21 protein-coding genes, 7 tRNA genes and 1 riboswitch are annotated in these 19176 nt (G+C 39.8%); of the genes, 10 read left to right on the top strand and 18 right to left on the bottom strand.

Going from position 1 to position 19176, the window contains the following annotated elements; all coding sequences use genetic code 11:
• Nucleotides 1-38 precede the first annotated feature (38 nt).
• The 8 genes from PQ578_RS14975 to PQ578_RS14940 form a co-directional block, all read right to left on the bottom strand.
• Entirely contained in the window at nucleotides 39-884 is an 846-nt protein-coding gene (locus PQ578_RS14975; RefSeq protein ID WP_273835132.1) for a bifunctional 5,10-methylenetetrahydrofolate dehydrogenase/5,10-methenyltetrahydrofolate cyclohydrolase, read from the bottom strand.
• Nucleotides 885-925: 41 nt separating this feature from the next.
• Nucleotides 926-1008, bottom strand: a riboswitch (ZMP/ZTP riboswitch).
• 294 nt (nucleotides 1009-1302) lie between these two features.
• Nucleotides 1303-1376: transfer RNA gene (locus tag PQ578_RS14970), tRNA-Arg, on the bottom strand.
• Nucleotides 1377-1471: 95 nt separating this feature from the next.
• A tRNA-Gly gene (locus PQ578_RS14965) sits at nucleotides 1472-1545 on the bottom strand.
• Between the two features lie 3 nt (nucleotides 1546-1548).
• Nucleotides 1549-1623, bottom strand: a tRNA-Gln gene (locus PQ578_RS14960).
• A gap of 4 nt (nucleotides 1624-1627) precedes the next feature.
• Nucleotides 1628-1712, bottom strand: a tRNA-Tyr gene (locus PQ578_RS14955).
• A 17-nt stretch (nucleotides 1713-1729) separates the two neighbouring features.
• Nucleotides 1730-1806, bottom strand: a tRNA-Met gene (locus PQ578_RS14950).
• A gap of 14 nt (nucleotides 1807-1820) precedes the next feature.
• Nucleotides 1821-1897 (bottom strand) — tRNA-Arg (locus PQ578_RS14945).
• 10 nt (nucleotides 1898-1907) lie between these two features.
• Nucleotides 1908-1992, bottom strand: a tRNA-Leu gene (locus PQ578_RS14940).
• Between the two features lie 162 nt (nucleotides 1993-2154).
• On the opposite strand from PQ578_RS14940, the gene kynU reads away from it, so the two are divergent.
• The 7 genes from kynU to PQ578_RS14905 all read left to right on the top strand — a co-directional run bounded on the left by kynU (nucleotide 2155) and on the right by PQ578_RS14905 (nucleotide 7331).
• Nucleotides 2155-3432 (top strand): kynureninase, encoded by a 1278-nt coding sequence (gene kynU / locus PQ578_RS14935; protein WP_273835130.1) that lies wholly within the window; start codon nucleotides 2155-2157, stop codon nucleotides 3430-3432.
• Nucleotides 3433-3496: 64 nt separating this feature from the next.
• Nucleotides 3497-3682 (top strand): hypothetical protein, encoded by a 186-nt coding sequence (locus tag PQ578_RS14930; RefSeq protein ID WP_098443920.1) that lies wholly within the window; start codon nucleotides 3497-3499, stop codon nucleotides 3680-3682.
• Nucleotides 3683-3693: 11 nt separating this feature from the next.
• Nucleotides 3694-3978 (top strand): spore coat protein, encoded by a 285-nt coding sequence (locus PQ578_RS14925; RefSeq protein WP_224880691.1) that lies wholly within the window; start codon nucleotides 3694-3696, stop codon nucleotides 3976-3978.
• Nucleotides 3979-4101: 123 nt separating this feature from the next.
• Nucleotides 4102-5484 carry an alanine/glycine:cation symporter family protein gene (locus PQ578_RS14920; RefSeq protein WP_273835127.1) on the top strand — a complete coding sequence of 461 codons (1383 nt, stop codon included), beginning with the start codon at nucleotides 4102-4104 and terminating at the stop codon, nucleotides 5482-5484.
• Between the two features lie 114 nt (nucleotides 5485-5598).
• The gene (locus PQ578_RS22515) at nucleotides 5599-5763 is read left to right on the top strand and encodes a YjcZ family sporulation protein (RefSeq protein ID WP_370314233.1); all 165 of its coding nucleotides are present in this window, start codon (nucleotides 5599-5601) and stop codon (nucleotides 5761-5763) included.
• 108 nt (nucleotides 5764-5871) lie between these two features.
• Nucleotides 5872-6405: a 5' nucleotidase, NT5C type gene (locus PQ578_RS14910; RefSeq protein WP_273835124.1), complete on the top strand. Its 534-nt coding sequence runs from the start codon at nucleotides 5872-5874 to the stop codon at nucleotides 6403-6405.
• Nucleotides 6384-7331 (top strand): NAD(P)/FAD-dependent oxidoreductase, encoded by a 948-nt coding sequence (locus tag PQ578_RS14905; protein ID WP_273835122.1) that lies wholly within the window; start codon nucleotides 6384-6386, stop codon nucleotides 7329-7331. Before PQ578_RS14910 ends, PQ578_RS14905 begins: the two co-directional genes overlap by 22 nt.
• A gap of 30 nt (nucleotides 7332-7361) precedes the next feature.
• Here PQ578_RS14905 and PQ578_RS14900 read toward each other — a convergent pair whose 3' ends face one another.
• Nucleotides 7362-8564 carry a D-alanyl-D-alanine carboxypeptidase family protein gene (locus PQ578_RS14900; protein ID WP_273835120.1) on the bottom strand — a complete coding sequence of 401 codons (1203 nt, stop codon included), beginning with the start codon at nucleotides 8562-8564 and terminating at the stop codon, nucleotides 7362-7364.
• Between the two features lie 222 nt (nucleotides 8565-8786).
• On the bottom strand, nucleotides 8787-8951 hold the full coding sequence (locus PQ578_RS14895) for a hypothetical protein (protein WP_179886227.1): 165 nt from the start codon (nucleotides 8949-8951) through the stop codon (nucleotides 8787-8789).
• A 175-nt stretch (nucleotides 8952-9126) separates the two neighbouring features.
• On the opposite strand from PQ578_RS14895, the gene PQ578_RS14890 reads away from it, so the two are divergent.
• Nucleotides 9127-9330 (top strand): alpha/beta-type small acid-soluble spore protein, encoded by a 204-nt coding sequence (locus PQ578_RS14890; RefSeq protein ID WP_098443926.1) that lies wholly within the window; start codon nucleotides 9127-9129, stop codon nucleotides 9328-9330.
• 50 nt (nucleotides 9331-9380) lie between these two features.
• Here PQ578_RS14890 and PQ578_RS14885 read toward each other — a convergent pair whose 3' ends face one another.
• The 5 genes from PQ578_RS14885 to PQ578_RS14865 form a co-directional block, all read right to left on the bottom strand.
• Nucleotides 9381-9887, bottom strand: coding sequence for a hypothetical protein (locus PQ578_RS14885; RefSeq protein ID WP_273835117.1), 507 nt, complete (start codon nucleotides 9885-9887; stop codon nucleotides 9381-9383).
• 52 nt (nucleotides 9888-9939) lie between these two features.
• Complete coding sequence (locus tag PQ578_RS14880; RefSeq protein ID WP_273835114.1) at nucleotides 9940-10191, bottom strand: DNA alkylation repair protein; 252 nt, start codon at nucleotides 10189-10191, stop codon at nucleotides 9940-9942.
• A 101-nt stretch (nucleotides 10192-10292) separates the two neighbouring features.
• On the bottom strand, nucleotides 10293-10655 hold the full coding sequence (locus PQ578_RS14875) for a YppE family protein (protein WP_273835111.1): 363 nt from the start codon (nucleotides 10653-10655) through the stop codon (nucleotides 10293-10295).
• A gap of 106 nt (nucleotides 10656-10761) precedes the next feature.
• Nucleotides 10762-11259, bottom strand: a complete 498-nt coding sequence (locus PQ578_RS14870) for a MerR family transcriptional regulator (RefSeq protein ID WP_273835109.1) — start codon at nucleotides 11257-11259, stop codon at nucleotides 10762-10764.
• Nucleotides 11260-11586: 327 nt separating this feature from the next.
• On the bottom strand, nucleotides 11587-12546 hold the full coding sequence (locus tag PQ578_RS14865; protein ID WP_273835107.1) for a DUF2515 family protein: 960 nt from the start codon (nucleotides 12544-12546) through the stop codon (nucleotides 11587-11589).
• Between the two features lie 98 nt (nucleotides 12547-12644).
• Here PQ578_RS14865 and recU point away from each other — a divergent pair, with 98 nt between their 5' ends.
• Complete coding sequence (recU, locus tag PQ578_RS14860; RefSeq protein WP_420541561.1) at nucleotides 12645-13247, top strand: Holliday junction resolvase RecU; 603 nt, start codon at nucleotides 12645-12647, stop codon at nucleotides 13245-13247.
• Between the two features lie 81 nt (nucleotides 13248-13328).
• Complete coding sequence (locus PQ578_RS14855) at nucleotides 13329-16031, top strand: PBP1A family penicillin-binding protein (protein ID WP_273835102.1); 2703 nt, start codon at nucleotides 13329-13331, stop codon at nucleotides 16029-16031.
• Between the two features lie 79 nt (nucleotides 16032-16110).
• Here PQ578_RS14855 and nth read toward each other — a convergent pair whose 3' ends face one another.
• The 3 genes from nth to asnS form a co-directional block, all read right to left on the bottom strand.
• Nucleotides 16111-16770 (bottom strand): endonuclease III, encoded by a 660-nt coding sequence (nth, locus tag PQ578_RS14850; RefSeq protein WP_273835100.1) that lies wholly within the window; start codon nucleotides 16768-16770, stop codon nucleotides 16111-16113.
• A 90-nt stretch (nucleotides 16771-16860) separates the two neighbouring features.
• Complete coding sequence (locus PQ578_RS14845; protein WP_165996257.1) at nucleotides 16861-17577, bottom strand: DnaD domain-containing protein; 717 nt, start codon at nucleotides 17575-17577, stop codon at nucleotides 16861-16863.
• 202 nt (nucleotides 17578-17779) lie between these two features.
• On the bottom strand, nucleotides 17780-19072 hold the full coding sequence (gene asnS, locus PQ578_RS14840; RefSeq protein ID WP_273835097.1) for an asparagine--tRNA ligase: 1293 nt from the start codon (nucleotides 19070-19072) through the stop codon (nucleotides 17780-17782).
• Nucleotides 19073-19176 lie beyond the last annotated feature (104 nt).

Raw genomic sequence — 19176 nt, 5'->3', positions numbered from 1 at the left:
GCCTCCTCCAATGAAACTACTTTTAACTTTACTTCTTTTTATTGAACTGTTTTTTCAGCTGCATCAACAGTATGTTTTAATAGCATCGCAATTGTAACTGGGCCCACGCCGCCCGGAACAGGTGTAATATAGGACGCTTTCTTAGCAGCCGCTTCATATTCCACATCCCCAACGTTTCCTTTGTTATATCCAGCATCCAGCACAACAGCTCCGTCTTTAACCCAGTCACCTTTAATAAATTCCGGCTTACCCACTGCAGCAATGACGATATCTGCTTGCTGCACATGCGAAGCAAGGTTAGTAGTTCTAGAATGACAAGTTGTTACTGTTGCATTCTGATTTAATAAAAGCGCAGATACTGGTTTTCCTAAAATTGGGCTGCGGCCGATTACAACAGCGTGCTTTCCTTCAGCTTGAATATCATAGTCTTCCATGATTTTCATGATTGCTGCAGGAGTGCAAGATGGATAAGTTCCAAATCCAAGAGCTGTTTGGCCATAGCCAGCACTCGTTACACCATCAACATCTTTCTCGATCGCAATGGTTTCAAAAGCAAGACGTTCATCAATTTGAGATGGAACGGGGTGTTGAAGCAATATACCATGCACAGAAGCATCCCGGTTTAACTCTTCAATTGTCTGTACGAGCGTTTCAGTTGTTGTGTCTTCGGAGAGGTGAATTTTTTTAGAGGTAATTCCTACCCGCTCACACGCATTGCCTTTCATTCTTACATAGGTCTCAGAAGATGGATCATCTCCAACAAGTATAGTCACAAGGCTTGGAGTCACATCCTTTTCTTTAAGAGATGCAACTCTTGTCTTTAACTCTTCTTTTATGCGATTAGCAACTGCTTTACCGTCTAAAATTTTTGTTTCGTTTGTCATATAAACTCCTCCTGAAAATTGGTAAAGAATGAGTTGTCTCATTTCTTCGCCCAGACGACCGGCATAGTCCGTCACAGCTCCCCTATGGTTATTTCCACAATTGTCGTCAGTTACTGCAACGAATGATTTCTACGGATATAGTAGCATAAAACAGAAACAAACGAAAGAAAAATGGGACAACAAACCACTAAAAGTGAACAAATTAATTAAATTACAATTAATCGTTCGGATATAATCTCCTCATCCTCCTTTAAAACAAGATGAATTCCTTTCGATTATCCTTGTCCATTCAGTACCAAATATATCTTTAAATTAGATGCTCTACTCGTTTATTGCAAATGACCTCTATGCTCACTTACTCGTGTGTATAAGAACAAAAAAACCCTTGAATAGAAATTCTATTCAAGGGTTTTTGGTATGCGCCTTAGAGGATTCGAACCTCTGACCCACAGCTTAGAAGGCTGTTGCTCTATCCTACTGAGCTAAAGGCGCATGATATGGAGAAGATTTCTCATCTAATCATTAGTATATCATGATTTAAATTATGATGGAAAGTTCATTCTGGTATTCTTCTCTAAAATATGTAATGGAGCGGGTGATGGGGATCGAACCCACGACATCAGCTTGGAAGGCTGAGGTTTTACCACTAAACTACACCCGCAAATGGCTGGGCTAGCTGGATTCGAACCGGCGCATGACGGAATCAAAATCCGTTGCCTTACCGCTTGGCTATAGCCCAATCATGGTGGAGGGGGACGGATTCGAACCGCCGAACCCTGAGGGAGCGGATTTACAGTCCGCCGCGTTTAGCCACTTCGCTACCCCTCCATGATGAAATTGAAATATGGTAGCGGCGGAGGGGATCGAACCCCCGACCTCACGGGTATGAACCGTACGCTCTAGCCAGCTGAGCTACACCGCCACTTACATTATGTATGGTGCGCCCGAGAGAAGTCGAATCCCTAACCTTCTGATCCGTAGTCAGACGCTCTATCCAATTGAGCTACGGGCGCAAAAAATATATGGTGCGGGTGAAGGGACTTGAACCCCCACGTCGTAAGACACTAGATCCTAAGTCTAGCGCGTCTGCCAATTCCGCCACACCCGCATGTGCTGTGCATCAGCGACGTTTAATAATATACCATTAGATCATTTAAAAAGTCAATCGTTATCCTAAAAAAACAAAGAAAGTTTTTTGCACAAAGAGTGAAAGCGTTGACAGGTCCTTATCCCTTTCATACGATTAGTGGTAGAAAAGGAGCTGTTTCTTATGAGTTTAACACAGTCCATTGAAAATGCTAAAAAATTCGACGAGAAAGATCCACTTGCGAAGTTCCGACGTGAATTTTATTTGAATCCGAACAGGATATATATGGATGGAAATTCTCTTGGTCTTCTTTCAAAAAAAGCTGAATCCTCTCTTCTTCAATCACTAGAAGACTGGAAACACCATGGAATAGACGGCTGGACTGATGGTCAACAACCCTGGTTTTATATGGCTGAGAACCTTGGTGGAATGACTTCTACCTTAATTGGCGCCCATTCTTCTGAAACCATGACAACCGGATCTATAACAACTAACCTTCATCAGATGCTTGCTACATTTTTTAAACCTTCTGGTAAAAAGACGAAAATTCTTGCTGATTCTCTAACATTTCCATCGGATATTTATGCGATTCAAAGTCAATTAGAACTTCACGGGTTATCACCAGATACACACCTTATTCAAGTTACAAGTCAAGATGGTAGAACGCTATTGGAAGATGACATTATTGAGGCGATTGATGAGACAGTTGCCCTAATTCTTCTTCCTTCTGTTCTGTATCGAAGTGGTCAATTACTCGATATTGAAAAGTTAACGAAAGCGGCTCATGATAAAGGAGCGATCATCGGATTTGATTTGGCTCACTCAATAGGAGCCATTCCACATAAACTTCATGAATGGAAGGTGGATTTCGCCGTTTGGTGTACATACAAATACTTAAATAGTGGACCTGGTGGAGTTGGCGGCCTTTTCGTTCATAAGGATCACCTGGGAAGACGCCCTGGACTTGCGGGTTGGTTCAGTTCAAAAAAGGACGTGCAATTTGATATGAGTCATACGCTTACTCATGCAGAAACCGCAGGCGCTTATCAAATTGGAACACCTCATATTTTTAGCATGGCCCCATTAATCGGGTCATTAGAATTGATGAATGATGCAGGAATTGAATCGATACGAGCAAAATCGCTTTCCCTAACCAGATTTTTAATGGAACTTGTTCAAGAGAACTTAATAGAAGATGGCTTTGTGATTACGAACCCATCAGAAGATGATCGGCGCGGTGGACACGTTTGTTTGGAGCATGATGATGCCGCACGTATATGTAAAGCGTTAAAACAACAAGGCGTCATTCCAGATTTCCGTTCTCCAAACGTGATTAGGCTCGCACCGATTGCCCTTTATTCTTCTTATGTAGACGTCTATCACGTTGTAGAGATTCTTAAAACCATCATGCGTGAAAAGACGTATCAACAATTTTCTAACAAACGAAATGTTATCGCTTAAGGTTGTATATTTCCAAACCTCCCCATTCATACTAAACATGATTAAAATGAAGGAGGGAAACTGGATGAGTCAACTTAATGAACTTGAACTTCAAAACTTACGTCATATGATTGGCGGCCACGAAACACTTGCAAACAAACTTGATTCCTACGCGGAGTCGTGTACCTGCCCACAGCTTAAGCAAATGCTACAAAAAGATGCTCAAGATGCACGTCATACACAACAACAACTAATGGGCTTTCTAAGCTAAGGAGGGATCTTATGAACGAAAAAGATATGGTAAACGACTATTTATCAGTGTTAAACAGTAGCTTAAGTAATTACGGAAGCGTGATTTCTCAAGCTGATAATCAGCAACTCCGGCAGGCTCTTCAACAGATCCGTAATACAGATGAACAGAGACAGTATAGCCTTTATCAGTACGCAAAGCAGAAAGGGTACTATCAACCTGCAGCGCCAGCTCAGGTTAATGAAATACAACAAGTTAAGAACCAACTGAGTGGTGCGCAACAGCAACAAAACAATCAGCCACCTCAAATGCATTAAACGGGAGCCGGTGAAAACCGGCTCTATGTCTTTGTACTCATTTTTTCATAATTTTACAAATAGCGTTTCGCTCTCCCACTATATGGATAATTAAACTAGTACTACATATAAGGAGTGTTGGCAATGGACGCTATTTTAAATGCAATAACCGAATTTTCCGCATTCATCTGGGGTTACCCAATGATGATCTTACTTTTAGGAGGCGGCTTGTTTCTAACAATACGGTTAGGATTCTTTCAAATCCTGTTTTTTCCCCACGCCTTAAAACATACGATCGGTAAAGTATTCAAAAAAGAAAAAGGTGATGGCACCATCTCGCCTTTTCAAGCATTTGCTTCAGCGCTTGCATCTACTGCTGGTGCAACGAACATAGTTGGGGTTCCTGTTGCCATCGCTTTCGGTGGACCTGGTGCAATTTTTTGGATGTGGGTCGTTTCCATTATCGGGATGTCCACTAAATTCTCAGAAATTGTACTCGGTATCAAATATCGTGAAGAAGATAAAAACGGTGTCTATGTTGGAGGCCCAATGTACTACATAAGAAAAGGGTTAGGCTGGAAATTTGCCTCTTCTCTCTTCGCTTTTGGATTAATGATTGAAATTATACCAAGTGTCATGGTTCAAACAAATTCGATTTCAACTCTTTCTGAAAGTGCTTTCGGAATGCCTACATGGCTGACTGGTGTTATCTTAATCGTTCTTATTTCCGCTGTTGTACTTGGTGGAATTCGTCGAATCGGTGCAGTTGCTGAAAAAATCGTTCCATTTATGGTTCTTACATATATTGCTGGTGCGATCGGCGTCATGATTATTAATATTGAGGAATTCCCGAACGTAATCAGCCTAATTTTCGTCCACGCTTTTCAACCAATCTCTGCTGCAGGTGGATTTGCTGGTGCAGGATTTGCTGCTGCGGTTAGGTGGGGACTGGCTCGTGGACTTTATTCGAACGAAGCCGGGATGGGTACAGCATCCATTGCCCATTCTGCAGCACACACACCTCATCCATGTAGACAGGGATTATGGGGCATCTTCAGCGTATTTATTGATACAATCGTCCTCTGTACCGTTACAGCATTCACTGTACTTTTGTCAGGAGCTTGGAAAGATGTGAAGCCTTCTAACGCAGCTGATATGGTATCAGATGCATTCTCTGGATTAATGGGACCTACCTGGGGACCCATATTCGTTTCTTCCCTCTTATTGATCTTTGTCATTAGTACGATTGGTGTACTTGTGTTTTACGGTGAAAAACAAGCTGAGTACTTATTTGGGATTCCTTTTTCTAGAGTGATGCGTGTCGTTTATATTCTTTCGATTTTTGTTGGGGCTATTGGTGGCCTTCAATTCGTTTGGGAGCTCGTTGATATTACACTCGCATTGTTTGTTGTTCCAAATGTGATTGCCATTTTATTCCTTAGTAAGGAAGTAAAAGAACTGACTGACGATTATAAATTCAACTTCTTAAAGCAAGCACAAACAAAAGATAAAGGCATTAGTTCCTAGATTTTTTCCTGTGACATTCACCTAATTTAGGTTCTCCTCCGCTCCTGCCTATATCATTTCTAGACGGCAACATACAGTGATAAAGAAAGAGAAATTAAAGGGGGACCTAATACTATGTACCATGCAAACAATGCACCATACGGAAACGAGCCTTATCAGCCGGTAGCTGGAGCTTCATACGGTATGCCTTGTCATCGACCTGCCGGAAATGGATTTGCGCTAATCGTCGTTCTTTTCATCCTGCTTATCATCGTAGGAACTGCTTTTATTAAATGCTAGTCCACTGAGCAAGAACCAATTGGTTCTTGCTTTTTGTATGAGTGGAATTGTTCCATTTTCCATTCGCTGTTATAGTGATAAAGAATGTATAATGAAAGAAGTGATTTAATGAAAACCATTCTAATTGATATGGACTCTGTCATTTGTGATTTGATGTCAGAATGGCACCGCAGATATAACGAAGATTATCAAGACAATCTTTCTGTTGAAAATCTTATGTGCTGGCGCTCTGAAGATTATGTGAAAAGCGAATGTGGTGAGAAGATTTATGAGTACCTGGATCAACCCGGTATTTTCCTTCACTTAAAACCTCTTCCATATGCGATCGAAGTTCTTGAACGACTTTCTTTGAATTATGATGTTCTAATTGTAACTAGCAGCCGTACATATGCTTATACTGAAAAAGAACAGTGGGTTGAGAAAAACCTCCCTTTTATCGGTAAGAATAATTTGATTTTCTCTCATCGAAAAGAAATGATTCGCGGTGACTTATTGTTTGATGATGCCCCTCATAATCTGATGGCCTTTAAAAATACTGGCAGAACAGCGATCGCCATGAATTATCCTTATAATGCTGACATTGATGTTCCTCGTGTTAACAATTGGCTAGAGTTTGAGAAATGGCTTGCAACATGGAAGTGAGGGCACAACTCGTGGACCAGAAAAAAGACCTCTTAATTATCGGGGGAGGACCAGCTGGCATTTCAGCTGCCATATGGGCGAAACGCCTCGGACTAAATCATTTGTTACTTGAAGAAAAGAATGATCTCGGTGGTCAATTAAATACCATCTACAATCAAATTGTTGATTACCCTGGCATGATCGCTCCAAACGGTCAATACCTTCAGAAAAAACTTACTGAACATGCCCATAAAATAGATGTTGACTATGCTTTAAATTCAGCTGTTACGTCAATTGATTGGAAGAAAAAAATTCTTAAAACAACCGCTGATGATACATATGAATTTCGCTCTTTGCTTATTGCCACAGGATCATCACCTCGAAAACTCCATGTTCCCGGTGAACAAGAAATGATCGATCAGAAAGAAGTATATTCAGCTACTAGAGATAAATCTAAATTTATTAACAAGGACGTAGCAGTAATTGGCGGAGGCGATCGAGCTTTTGAGGGTGCCTTATTACTTGCTGAAGCTGGCTCTCGAGTAACCCTTATTCACCGTTCTAATCACTTTAAAGCTCGTCAAGAATATAAAGATCCTGTGATGGAACATGAAAACATTACGATCCTAACCGAAACTGTCGTAACTGGAATGAAGGGAAAAGGTAGGAAAGTTTTATCCTTATCTAACGAAGATCTTCATGAAACAATTGAAGTGGATGGTGTATTTATTCGAATTGGTGTCCAACCAAACACCGGACCTTACAGTGAAGGTATTGCACTTGATGACGATGGCTATATAAAATGCAATGCAGATGGCGAAACATCACTTCCCTACGTGTATGCTGCTGGAGATGTTTGTACGCGCCCACTTTTGTCTAGCATCGCTTCTGCAGTTGGCCAGGGAATGACGGCTGTAAAACAACTTTCGTTTTCTCTAGAAAACTAAAAAGGACCCACAGGTCCTTTTTAGTTTTATTTATGGAAATGTACGATGTCTTTTAACAGAAGTATTGCTTCTTCCAAAAATCAAACAAATGATAATGAAGAGAAAAATGCCAATCCCTAGATAAAGGATCGTGCTACTTGAAAAAATAGATTCTGTTTCCTCATCCTTAACTTGTGCAACAGGTTTAGCTTCAGTTTTTTGCTCTGGAGCATTACTTTCTATAGAAGTTGTGGTTAATAACTCTAAATCAAGATTTGAACGATACGAATTTCCTACACTCACGAGTTGGTTTTCATTTGATAATGTAAGATCGATCGGATGATCGTCATTTTGATACAGTGTAATGTCCTCTGAAAGACTGTATTGCTTTTGATTTACAACGCCCAGTTCAGTTCCTTTCTCAAACTCAACCGGTGTAAAGTCACTAAATCCATAATTAAGAAGATTTAATGTATCCTGATAAGCGATTTTGTCATCAGTTGCTTTCATCGTAACAGCAATTAATTCTTGATCATCTTTCGAAGCAGTCGTAACTAGGGTAAAACCAGATTTTGATACATAGCCATTTTTTCCACCAGTAACGAAATCATAATCAAGTAAGAGGCGATGGTGATTAATAAGAGTCGTTTCCCAGTCTTCCCCGCTCCACCTTAATTGTTTCATTCCAAATAGCGAGCGAAACTCTTCATTTTTCATTGCATACTGGGTGATTTTCGCCATATCCTCTGCAGTCGTCAGATGCTCTTTATCAAAAAGACCGTTAGGATTGACAAAGTGAGTGTTCCGAACGCCTACTTCTTCACTCAAAAATTCATTTAATTCATTAGAAAACGATTCCACATCTCCGCTCAAATGCTCTGCAATAGCAATGGCAGCATCATTTCCTGAATTAATCATCATACCTTTTACTAATTTATCTAAAGGAACTGTTTCTCCTTCCTTTAAATAAACTCTTGTACCTTCTGCTGCCCGTGCATTTTCGCTAACAGTAACCATCTCATCCATTTTATTGGACTTTACTGCCATTAATGCGGTTGCAATTTTTGTAATGCTTGCAGGATACATTTCTTCTGAGCTGTTTTTCTCATAAAGAACCTGTCCTGTCTTTCCATCAATAAGGATCGCAGTCTCACTTCTAATGGTTGGGGCTTCTTTAGCAGATGTTACGACAGGAATAAAACTCGTTGTTATGCAGATAACGACAATAAGATGCGCAATGTGTTTTAAACTCATGGAAGCTCCTCTTTCTTTTACGTGCTAACTACATTATTCGTTCTATTGTTGAATGAATTGTCTAGTAAAAAAGACCTGATCCGCATTTAATTATAGCCTCCTATGCGCCAACTGAAAACAGTTTATTTTTATATACCCTATTTAACAAACTTCTGATGACTTATAATAAATCGTTGCTGAAAATTTAAATAACAAAATAAAAAACCGCTTAAAGCGGTTTTGTTAAGAAGCATAGGAGCCTTTCCATTGTTCTACAATATGTTGTGGCGTACTCCAACATAGCCAGGATACAAGTATTTTATTATCTTCTGTTAACACCATCCAATATTCTACTCTTTTTTTGTCAAAGTTCTGGTAAAATCCTGACTTTTTTATAAAACGATCCATACTCGAATTCCCTCCAGTTTGTTCGTGTTATACATAACTAAATTCGATTAACAGCCTTCTAATCCTCTAAATTTTCAGAAAAATTAGTGCGTTTTTTACCATAATGTCCCTTTAACAAAGTTGTATAGCAAGTCTTTCTCCTGAGCATCATATTAGTCAAGGAGGTGTACACAACATGGCAAACAACAATAGCTCAAACAATCTGGTAGTCCCTGGTGTACAACAAGCTTTAGATCAAATGAAGTACGAAATTGCAAGTGAATTCGGCGTTCAACTTGGTCCAGACTCCACTGCTCGCTCTAACGGTTCTGTTGGAGGAGAAATCACAAAACGTCTTGTCCAAATGGCTGAACAGCAAATGGGCGGCGGGAGCTACTAATCGCTAACTGAATAGTATGGATAAAGGAGGCGGAGAAATCCGCCTCCTTCTTATTCTCCAAGAAGATTAGATGTTTGAATCGCATATTCAATAAGATCACCTAAATCACTAATTTGATCTTCATTAATTTTACGGTTAAATTCTAATAATACTTGAGTGGATAATGAAACATCCTGGTGATCCTCTGCATAAGGAAAAGAAACAGTTTGCCGTATAGTTGGACGATTTCCCCAGATACTTCGAATGTCTTCTTCAATTTCAGCACAAACTTCTTCATCTGATATGAGGACATCGAAGTATATTTTAATTTCACATCCAGGTTCAATTTGGTCTAGCTGTAGCTGTTCCGCACTAAAATTAGCGAGGTCGGCGAATAGCTCGATTGTCACATAAACATCTTCATTTCCAGTAAACTTTATTAGGTATTTTCTTGAAAGCGATGCGAGATCTACCAAATCTTCGCGACTTACGATCGAGATCTCTCCTTCAAGATCCCGATCATAAAGTTCTCCTTCTAAGACTACTTTAACATTTTCATAAATGGTTGGATCAAACATACCGTTACCCCCTATCGTTTCACTATATCATGAATGGTAGAGGGACAAGTAGTTAGGAATGACGCGGGTGAGATTTAGCAAATTGAATAAAGGTTTCTTCATCTCCAATTTCACCACATGCAGCACATTGAACTCGGACATTTGGTCCTTTGTATTGCATATGAAAAGGATCCGCTTTCCCTTCCTCCATAACAGAAACGACTTCTCCTGACTCTGGGTCTAACTTCACTGAAGTTGCTTTTTGCTCAATTTTATTAAATCTCATACGATTCGTCTTACATCTAGGACACAAATATGCTGTCATAAACTCACTCCCTTTTTTATTAGTGTTCCACTAAAAAAGGAAATTTTATTCATTTAGTATGGTATGTGAAATTTAATTATTAAACGGGAATCTCTCCCGTCTCACTTCACTTCCTCCATTAACTTTTCTAACACATATTCAACCGATTGTACCCGCTCATTAAATTTTTTTGGCCCTGTATCTTTTTGCCAGGCTACAACCGAAATCATTTCAATATTTTCAAACGTATTCTTAATTTGAATTGGATACAAATATTTAGGTTTGTTGGACATAACCCATTCCCTCGCTAAAGGCTCCCAATCTTTAAGAAGCATTAATGCTCGATCAGCAAAAGGTTTCACTTCTTCATAGAAATTCACCTTATAGTCCTCAAGGTGAGTGCGCGTTGTATATTGCACTCTTGCTTCTTCATTTATTTCTAATAACTTCTTAGTCAGTTCACGTAATTTTTGTGTATTTTGCATGATCCTCACCCCCACCAATCTATCCTAACACACGATAATCGTTTACATACAAAAACCTTATATCCAATAGGACATAAGGTCAGAAGGGAACCATATTCAACTCTTTCTAGAAACTGAACAGACTCATGATCCAGGGACGCTTTCCTTTGCCCGTCGACTGACCTACTGCCTCTTGTATAGACGTGTGATCTTCAAGCTCAATCAATTTTTCTTCCAACATGTTTATTTTTTGCATTAATTCATCTAATTCTGTTCGGTGCTGTAAAACTTGCACGGTAATCACTTCATTCGCCTTTTCCTCCAACTGACGCTCAAGCTGTTCCAATCTTACTGAAAAACGATCTAGTCTTTGTTCAAACCGTTCTGGAGATATCATAACCTCTTCTTTAGTACCGCTCGTTCCTGATGATTTGATTTTTTCCATTGAGTAACCCCTTCTTAAATCGTTTTTAATCGATTTTAGTTTCTCAACTGTTTCGCTTGAAAAAAGAAAATGTCCGAGTTCATTCTTTTCACATGCTAAATCAAAATACTTTACCCACCTTTGAACAGTAGTAGGGTTTACACCAAGTTCATCTGAAACCTGCTTTGTTTTCAATAACATGCAATCCCATCCCTTCTGTCATTCTCAGGCCTTTGCCTGTAAGTTTGTATACTACATATTCTCTTTCCTCTCTTCATTGCCTTCCTCGCTGACAAAACTAGAACGGTTTCGTCAAAGGTAGTGGTTTACTGCTAAAGGAAAGTAATTTCGACAAAGAAGGGGCATGATTTTGTAACATCTGATCAAACTAAGAGTAGGAGGTGGTACAAATGAACAAAAAACAAAAATTTGATAAACCAAATCAGAAAACAAAACAGCAAGAACCGAAAACTGGGTACGGAAATAAGAAAACGGAAGGCCCCGATCGTCCTTCAACATAAAGCAGGGTTATCTCCTGCTTTTTTTTATGAGCAAATTTTCTATTTCAACAGCAACACGAATTTCACTTCTTTTCTTTTCATACCAATCCGATAAGGCAAGTTCAGCTGGAAGCGTTACGTCATTCTCTAGCATTTTCTTTACGAGTGATTGCCCATGGTACCAATCCTGTCTTTCTTTTCGATGATGATAAATGAGCGGATAAACTTGACGTAGCATTTTGCCTTCTCGCTTTTTATTCATATACCGTTCATAATCAAAACGCGCCCCTGTAGGATACGTGTTTGTCGCGAAACGATAAAACTCTTCAAAATATGTCGGATGAAAGAGCAACTTAGCTAATTTTTTCCCAAGCTCAATGCGATCTTTCGTATGTCGGAAACGACTGACAGACAAACCGTATAACTCACCTCTCATAGTTGGAAAGAGAACCGTACTAAAATGAAACCAATCTTGAATTGTAAAAAAGAAAGAATGAAAAACTTCTTTTGCATAAGTATGATGTTTCATTACTGGTGCTTCAATCACATGCTGTTCATTTATAATTAGTGCCGTCATTAAGCGCTTTTCATCACCAGTTTGAAAAAAATTTTCCCATTCCTTCAAAATAAATTCCGATATATCTAATTTTTGTCCAAGCTCAAAATAAGATCTCTTTCTTCTTTTGCTAAATTCGTATAGCATAAGCTGTGGCGCTGCATCATCAAATATTGTCCAATTGGCGCGTTCATATGTCATGAAGAAATTGATTAATTGTTGCTTCGTTAATGCTTTTGGAAACCACTCTCCCTGTAAATCACACATACTCCAACCCGCATTCCGAGAAACCATTGAAGCTAAAAATGCCCATTTAATTTCTGGATTCCGTTGATAATAGTGATGATAAAATACGGTACGTGAAATATTATCCATATTCCACTTTTTCGTTTCTCTTCTAATTTGACGAATGATCTCCAATGCGTTTTTCACAACATTTTTCACCTGCTTGAAACATTTTTGTCGTACAACTCGTATTAAGTAAAGTAAAATAGATTCAGTGCACCTTCGAAATAGAAAGGATGATTAACGTGCCGATTCGATATCCGAACGGAAAGCCGTACGTCCCTTCGGCTCAGAATCAGCTGGCAAGTCAAAAACAAAAGTCATATAGCAACCGAGGTATGACACTAGAAGAGGATATTAATCAGAGTAATACGTATTATCTCTCAACAGGTAAAGCCGTTATTCACAAAAAGCCTACGCCCGTCCAAATTGTTAATGTTGATTATCCGAAACGGAGTGCGGCTGTTATTAAAGAAGCTTACTTCAAACAGGCTTCGACTACCGATTATAATGGAGTCTATAGAGGAAAATACATCGATTTTGAAGCCAAAGAAACGAAGAACAAGACGTCCTTTCCTTTAAATAATTTTCATGAACATCAGATCAGTCATATGAAACAAGTACAGGATCATGATGGAATCTGCTTTGTCCTTCTCCGCTTTTCAATCACCGATGAGGTTTTTTTACTTGATGCAGTTGCTCTCTTTTCTCATTGGAAATTAATGAAAGACGGCGGCAGGAAATCAATAAAAAAAGAAGAGATTGAAAAAGAAGGCACACGTATCCCATATACCTTTCAACCACGCATTGACTATCTGAAAATTATTGATAAAATGTATTTCAGCTAATGATGTCTTCTATTTAATTCATAAAACAATGGATTCATTCGAATCCTATTACTAGTACAGGTTTGAAAGGCAGGAATATTCATGAGTGAATATCAATCACGTCAAGAAAGACGTAAAACAAGTAGTAAGAAGCAGAAAGCTCCCAAAAAATCAGGTAAGAAAAGCATTTTCAAAAAAATCTTTCTTACATTAGTTGTTTTATTTCTAGTCGGTTTAGTCGCTGGAGGCATAACAGCAATTGCCTATATTAATAGTGCACCGGAGCTTGATCCTGATAAGCTTACGAATCCACAGTCATCTGTCATTCTTGACCGAGATGATGAAGAGGTTCAAACAATCGAAGGCGCTGATGCAAGAGAAGTAGCAAAAATCGATGAAATACCAGATGTTCTAAAAAATGCATTTGTCTCAGTTGAAGATACTCGTTTCTATGAACACTTTGGTATTGACCCAAGAAGAATTGGTGGAGCCGTTCTTGCAAACATTACAAACGGTTTTGGAGCTGAAGGAGCCAGCACAATTACGCAACAGGTAATTAAAAACTCTCTATTAACATCTGAAAAATCATTAGAAAGAAAAGTTCAAGAAGCTTATTTATCCATTAAGCTTGAGCAAGAATATTCAAAAGATCAGATCCTAGAAATGTATTTAAATAAAATTTATTTCGGTAACGGAGCATGGGGCGTTGTCGATGCCGCCGAAACGTACTTTGGTAAAAATATTACTGAAGAAGAATTAACACCAGGTGAAGCTGCACTACTCGCAGGGCTACCACAACGTCCTACTTACTACAATCCATATGAATATCCCGATCAAGCTGAACAGCGTCGAAATGTTGTTCTTAGCTTAATGGAAAAGCAAGGTGTTATTACTGCCGAAGAAGCAGATAAATATCAAGCTGAAAAAGTTAGTGATATGATTGTAGCCCTTACGGAAGAGAAAGAAAACGATCAATACAAAGTCTTTATGGACCAAGTTGTCAAAGAACTGCGCGATCGAGATGATATTTCTGAAAAAGATATTTACTCAGGCGGACTTGAAATTTATACAACGCTTGATACTCGCGCTCAGGATATTACGTCTAACGTGATTGCAAACTATCCCTATTCCAATGAAGATATGCGATCAGGCCTTGTCCTAATGGATACAAAAACTGGTTCCATTCGTGCAATTGGTGAAACTCGGAAAGATGAGAGTGTCATCACGTACGCTACAACTGGCCAGTTTCAGCCGGGATCAACGGCTAAGCCAATCATTGCTTACGGACCTGCCATTGAAAACAAGCAGTGGTCAACTGGCCGATCCATTAAAGATGAGCCATTACAAATAGGTGATGCAAATATCCGAAACTGGGACCGCGAATACCGTGGTCAGGTTTCGATGAGACGTGCTCTTGAAATGTCTTATAACGTGCCCGCTGTAAACACCTTCCTTGAGATTGGAGAGGAACCAGCTCAAGAGTTTGCTAATAAACTTGGTATGGGGCTAAAAGATGAGGATATGGTTCCTACCGCTGCGATTGGAACATTTAGTACTTCTCCCCTTCAAATGACTGGTGCATATGCGGCATTTGGTAATGGTGGAACGTACAACGAACCACATACCGTTCGAAAAGTGGTCTTCCCGGATGGAAAAGAAATTAATGTTGAGCCTGAACCGGAGAAGGCAATGAATGATTATACCGCTTATATGATTAGCGATATGCTAAAATCAGTTGTCGATGAAGGAACAGGAACAGATGCCAAAATACCTGGTCTACCTGTTGCCGGTAAAACTGGTACAACCAACCACGATTCGACTGTCGTTCAGCAACAAGGGTTTCCTACCTCAGGAATTGTAAAAGATGCCTGGTTTGCTGGATACACGACTGAATACTCGATGGCCGTTTGGACAGGATACAACGAACCTAATGCCCACTATCTTGATTCAAATAAAGGGGAAGACGATACGTCTAAACTGATATTTAAAGAAATTATGAGTCAAGTATCAGAAGGCGTTAACACGGCTGACTTCCAGAAACCTGATTCTGTTGTAGAAGTTGGCGTAGAAAAAAGCACAGGGCTTCTTCCAAGTGACTACACACCGAAAGATCAAATCGTGTATGAACTTTTTGTAAAAGGAAGCACCCCAGAAAAAACGTCTACCAAATACGAACAACCTGATGGCGTAAAAGGTCTATCTGCCCAGTATAATGCTGATTCTAATAGCATTGCCCTCTCTTGGCAGCCTGGTGAAGATAAATCCTTCACCTATAAAGTCGAAATGGCTGTAAACGGCGGTGGCTATCAAGGGTTGACGGAAACGGGTGACACTGGATTTACCGTACAAAATGTTGAAAAAGGTAGCGAATATAAATTTAAAGTAACAGCCGTCTCAGATTCAGGCGTTTCAACGAAACCAGCTGAAACTTCTGTATCAGTTCCGAAAGAAGAAGAATCAGAGGAGCCTGAAGAGCCGGCAGAAGAAGAAAATCCTGAAGAAGAAGGCGAAACACCGCCTGAAGAAGGAAATAATGAGCAAGGTGAAGACGGTAGCGGCGACACCGAAAGCAACCAGGGAGATGAAGAACAGCCCCCTGCTGATGATCAAGGTGGAAATGCTGGCGATGGAGAGGATCAAGGGAACCAGGGCAATAACGGTTCAGGAGGTAATGGTGAAGATGGTTCTGGTAACAATGCTGGAACCACTGAGCCTGATAATCCTGAAAATACCGAGAATACTGAAGAACCCGCTCCAGAGGGTAACGCTCCAGCTAATGCTCCACCTGCAAATGAAAACGAATAACGTCAAAAAGCCCACTCTGCGTATACGCAGAGTGGGCTTTTCTTTCTTATTTACATTACTGCTAACTATTAACTATTCTTTACTTACCACGCGCTCGCTGCTTCATTCGTTTTTGTCCTTCTCGACATAGTTCCAATAGCGGACAAATTTCACACTGTGGAGATTGCGCTTTACAATGGTACCTTCCGAAGAAAATAAAGCGATGATGAGACACGGACCACTCTTCTTCTGGAATTTTCCGCATGAGCGTTTTCTCTACTTCAAGTACTGAGTCTTTCCATCTGCAAATTCCGAGACGTTTGCTCACTCTCTCAACATGCGTATCAACAGCAATGGCAGGTACGTTGAAAGCAACGGAAGCAATCACGTTCGCAGTTTTTCGGCCTACCCCTGCTAACGCCATTAATTCGTCTCTCGTCTCAGGAAGGACACCGTTATACTGTTCTACAACGGTTCTTGCTAGCTTTTTAATATTTTTTGCTTTGTTTCGAAACAAGCCAATGCGCCTTATATCATTTTCTAGCTCTTCAATCGGCACATGAAGAAAATCCTCTGGCCCATTGTATTTCTCAAATAGGCCGGGCGTTACCTTATTAACAAGAGCATCTGTACACTGAGCAGATAGCACCACAGCAATGGCAAGTTCAAAAGGTGTCGAATGATTCAATTCACAGTGCGCATCAGGAAACATTTCCCCCATTGTTTCAAGAACAGTTTGTATTTGGGCTTTCGTTAACAACAGTCCAACTTCCTTTCTTCCATTCGAAACGATTTTTATTTCTTCACAAACAAAAAACGGAAGCCACACTTCCGCTTTCTTGATACGTATTTATCGTCCAAGCCAATTATAGATTGGCGCACTTTGATTTGAATCATTTTTCGTTTCTGTTTTAGCAGGCGATTTTTTATCGTACTGATGCTTTCGAAACTTTTCCCCATAGGCCCTCGCCTGTTCTACCGTTTTGATGCCATTTCGTTTCCATTCAAAAAGAATTCGGTCAATGTAGCGGAAGTTTAACTTACCACCGAGCACAGCTTCTTTTAACGCTGCTTTAATCAGCTCTGCATCATGCTTGTCAGCATCAATCCACATCGCAAGCGTCTCACATTCAATTGGCGAAAGCGGCCTTGCAAACTCACGCTCAAACAACGTATAAAGACTTTCTTCCTGCTCCATGTTTTTCGCTGCAGATTTCTCTGCTTCTTCCTGCTCGATTGCTTTAAAAATTCTTTCCCACAATGGAAGAAGCGAATAGGCTTCTGAATAATAACTTTTCAGATCATTTTGGTGTTCTTCAATTGTTAAAACACCTTTTTGCATCAACTGCTGTATTTTATCTAAACAAGCTTGAGGCGAATAGGTCATCGCTGATGCAAGCTCTTCTGGCGTTGGAAAAGTGTTTCCCTGTTCAATAAAACTGTGTAGCTTAATTAAAAAGAAAGTATCCTCTTCTTGCAAACCAATGTGAACATAGTGGTTTAACAACAATCTTGGTACTGAAACATTTCCCTCGTTCATCATATGAATGATTTGTTCCTTCTTCATCCCATCCACCTCTACCTTTCATTATAGCATGCCGGCATTTTGTGATGGGAGTAGAAAAAAATGCCTTTGCTACGTGCAATACATTTTTAATCTATCCTCTAACAATATCCATCTTTGGTACTTTAAATGCTTCTAACTTCGGCAATTTTTCAGATAAAGACGCTTCTCTCATAACGAAAGAAGCGTCAGCTTTGTTAGTTTATCATGGATATAGACGATTTAAAAGACGTGGGAACGGAATTGTTTCACGAACATGTTCCACACCTGAAAGCCAGGCAACCGTTCGCTCTAAACCAAGACCGAATCCTGAATGTGGAACAGAACCATAACGACGCAGTTCAAGATACCACTTATAAGCATCGTCTGTTAAGCCGTGTTCCTCGTAGCGTTTTTCCATAAGAGATAAATCATCGATTCGTTGACTACCTCCGATAATTTCACCATAGCCTTCGGGAGCAATTAAGTCAGCACATAAAACGACTTCTTCGCGTTCAGGATCTGGTTTCATATAAAAGGCCTTAATATCTTTCGGGTAGTTCGTAATAAAGACTGGCTTCTCGAAACTTTCAGCAATGGCTGTCTCGTGAGGTGCACCAAAGTCTTCGCCCCACTCAATATCCGTAAATCCTTTATCTTTCAATAATGTAATGGCATCATCGTAAGAAATACGTGGGAACGGCGCTTGAATTGCTTCAAGTTTTGAAATATCTCGCTCGAGCGTTTTTAATTCTAGTTGACAATTTTCTAGTACTGATTTCACAAGGAAGCTCACATATTGTTCTTGAACCTCAAGACTCTCATCGTGATCCATAAACGCCATCTCAGGTTCAATCATCCAGAACTCTATTAAGTGACGACGGGTCTTGGATTTTTCAGCACGGAACGTTGGACCAAAGGAAAAAACGCGTCCAAAAGCCATTGCAGCTGCTTCCATGTAAAGTTGGCCACTTTGAGAAAGATAAGCATCTTCTTCAAAATATTTCGTATGGAAGAGATCAGTTGTGCCTTCTGCCGAACTTCCTGTTAAAATAGGCGGGTCAATTTTAACGAAATCATTTTCGTTAAAGAACTGATACGTAGCGCGAATAATTTCATTTCGAATACGAAGAATCGCATTTTGACGTCTTGAGCGGATCCATAGATGACGATTATCCATTAAGAATTCAGTACCATGTTCTTTTGGGGTAATCGGGTAATCGACAGCTTCGTGAATAAGCTCCACGTTCGTGACAGTTAATTCATAGCCAGATTGAGATCGGTCATCTTCACGTACCACGCCTGTTACCCAAACGGATGATTCCTGTGTAAGATTTTTCGCTGTTTCCCATGCTTCTTCAGAAACTTCTTTCTTAACCATAACTCCTTGAATAAAACCAGTACCATCGCGAAGCTGAAGAAACTGGATTTTACCACTAGATCGTTTATTATGTAACCAGGCTCCAATTGTAACGGTTTGTTCAACCTGTTTATTTACGTTTGAAATCGTCGTTTTCACTGCTAATTTCCCTCCAACTGATTAGAAAAAATTGGCGCACACTCCCAATTTATAATGAGAATAGCGCCATGCATCTCTTTGTTAAGATGGCTAAATCGAATGTT

This window comes from Guptibacillus sedimenti (genome assembly GCF_028610665.1).
Lineage (GTDB): Bacteria > Bacillota > Bacilli > Bacillales > Guptibacillaceae > Guptibacillus > Guptibacillus sedimenti.
The sequence above is the reverse complement of the archived record's forward strand: the minus strand, read 5'-3'. Positions and strand labels throughout refer to the sequence as shown.

What these genes read in the sequence shown, in the direction of transcription:
- PQ578_RS14910 (WP_273835124.1), top strand. Translation starts at nt 5,872, where the DNA reads ATGAAAACCATTCTAATTGATATGGACTCTGTCATTTGTGATTTGATG.
- PQ578_RS14920 (WP_273835127.1), top strand. Translation starts at nt 4,102, where the DNA reads ATGGACGCTATTTTAAATGCAATAACCGAATTTTCCGCATTCATCTGG.
- PQ578_RS14875 (WP_273835111.1), bottom strand. Translation starts at nt 10,655, where the DNA reads ATGCAAAATACACAAAAATTACGTGAACTGACTAAGAAGTTATTAGAA.
- PQ578_RS14895 (WP_179886227.1), bottom strand. Translation starts at nt 8,951, where the DNA reads ATGGATCGTTTTATAAAAAAGTCAGGATTTTACCAGAACTTTGACAAA.
- PQ578_RS14885 (WP_273835117.1), bottom strand. Translation starts at nt 9,887, where the DNA reads ATGTTTGATCCAACCATTTATGAAAATGTTAAAGTAGTCTTAGAAGGA.
- PQ578_RS14870 (WP_273835109.1), bottom strand. Translation starts at nt 11,259, where the DNA reads ATGTTATTGAAAACAAAGCAGGTTTCAGATGAACTTGGTGTAAACCCT.
- PQ578_RS14925 (WP_224880691.1), top strand. Translation starts at nt 3,694, where the DNA reads ATGAACGAAAAAGATATGGTAAACGACTATTTATCAGTGTTAAACAGT.
- PQ578_RS14905 (WP_273835122.1), top strand. Translation starts at nt 6,384, where the DNA reads ATGGCTTGCAACATGGAAGTGAGGGCACAACTCGTGGACCAGAAAAAA.
- PQ578_RS14930 (WP_098443920.1), top strand. Translation starts at nt 3,497, where the DNA reads ATGAGTCAACTTAATGAACTTGAACTTCAAAACTTACGTCATATGATT.
- PQ578_RS14900 (WP_273835120.1), bottom strand. Translation starts at nt 8,564, where the DNA reads ATGAGTTTAAAACACATTGCGCATCTTATTGTCGTTATCTGCATAACA.
- PQ578_RS14845 (WP_165996257.1), bottom strand. Translation starts at nt 17,577, where the DNA reads ATGAAGAAGGAACAAATCATTCATATGATGAACGAGGGAAATGTTTCA.
- PQ578_RS14890 (WP_098443926.1), top strand. Translation starts at nt 9,127, where the DNA reads ATGGCAAACAACAATAGCTCAAACAATCTGGTAGTCCCTGGTGTACAA.
- PQ578_RS14855 (WP_273835102.1), top strand. Translation starts at nt 13,329, where the DNA reads ATGAGTGAATATCAATCACGTCAAGAAAGACGTAAAACAAGTAGTAAG.
- kynU (WP_273835130.1), top strand. Translation starts at nt 2,155, where the DNA reads ATGAGTTTAACACAGTCCATTGAAAATGCTAAAAAATTCGACGAGAAA.
- PQ578_RS22515 (WP_370314233.1), top strand. Translation starts at nt 5,599, where the DNA reads ATGTACCATGCAAACAATGCACCATACGGAAACGAGCCTTATCAGCCG.
- PQ578_RS14880 (WP_273835114.1), bottom strand. Translation starts at nt 10,191, where the DNA reads ATGACAGCATATTTGTGTCCTAGATGTAAGACGAATCGTATGAGATTT.
- PQ578_RS14975 (WP_273835132.1), bottom strand. Translation starts at nt 884, where the DNA reads ATGACAAACGAAACAAAAATTTTAGACGGTAAAGCAGTTGCTAATCGC.